This window comes from Amycolatopsis thailandensis, assembly GCF_002234405.1.
In the GTDB taxonomy this organism is placed as follows: domain Bacteria; phylum Actinomycetota; class Actinomycetes; order Mycobacteriales; family Pseudonocardiaceae; genus Amycolatopsis; species Amycolatopsis thailandensis.
In genome coordinates this window covers 1-753 of the sequence record NZ_NMQT01000279.1, presented here as the reverse complement: position 1 = coordinate 753, position 753 = coordinate 1, and the positions used below count along the sequence as shown (strand labels likewise).

General features: G+C 68.1%; 1 protein-coding gene. It reads left to right on the top strand.

Annotated elements, in window-relative coordinates; translation table 11 throughout:
- Window positions 1–696, top strand: a 696-nt coding sequence (locus tag CFP71_RS42295; RefSeq protein ID WP_244200047.1) for an aKG-HExxH-type peptide beta-hydroxylase, incomplete at its 5' end; no start/stop codon positions are given.
- Between the last annotated feature and the right edge of the window lie 57 nt (window positions 697–753).

Sequence of the window (753 nt, the reverse complement as noted above, 5' to 3'; positions counted from 1 at the left end):
CACCTGCCCGGCCTGGCCCGCATCATGCCAGTGGGATTGGCTTCCCTGGTGCCGAAACCTCAGGTGCTCTTCCGGAATCCGAGCGCGTCGACCGGGGAGGCGTTCGGCAGCGCGGTGATCGGCCTGCCCGCCGACGGCGCTTCTCTCGCCGAGAGCCTGATCCACGAATTCCAGCACATCGTGCTCGGCGGTCTGCTGCACCTCGTCGAACTATACGAGCCGGACCCCCGGGAACGGATCTACGTGGCGTGGCGAGATGACCCACGCCCCTTGAGTGGTGCCCTGCAAGGGGTCTACGCCTTCTTCGGGGTCACCGCGTTCTGGCGTGCGCTGGCACGGGCCGGTCAAGATCCCCGACGCTCCGCCTTCGAATTCGCCTACTGGCGCGAGCAGACCTGGCGGACGTTGCGGGTCCTGCGCGAGGACGCGACACTGACCGCTGCCGGACAGCGATTCCTCGACGACATCGCCGAACGCCTCGGCCCCTGGCAGGACGAGCCCGTCCCGAAGGAGGCGGGCGAACTGGCCGCCGCCGCGGGTTTGGATCACCTCGCGGGCTGGCGGGCCCGCCATCTGCGGCCGGACCCGTCCGTGGTCACCGAACTGGTGACCGCCTGGCTGGCCGGTCGAACGCGACCACCGGTTTTCCGTGACACCGCGGAACTTTCCCCGAAAGAACGGAAGAGCGTCCGGTAGGGACAGGGGGTCGAGGTGCGTGGTTGCCACATCGACACTAGGTACACAAGGTCGTGA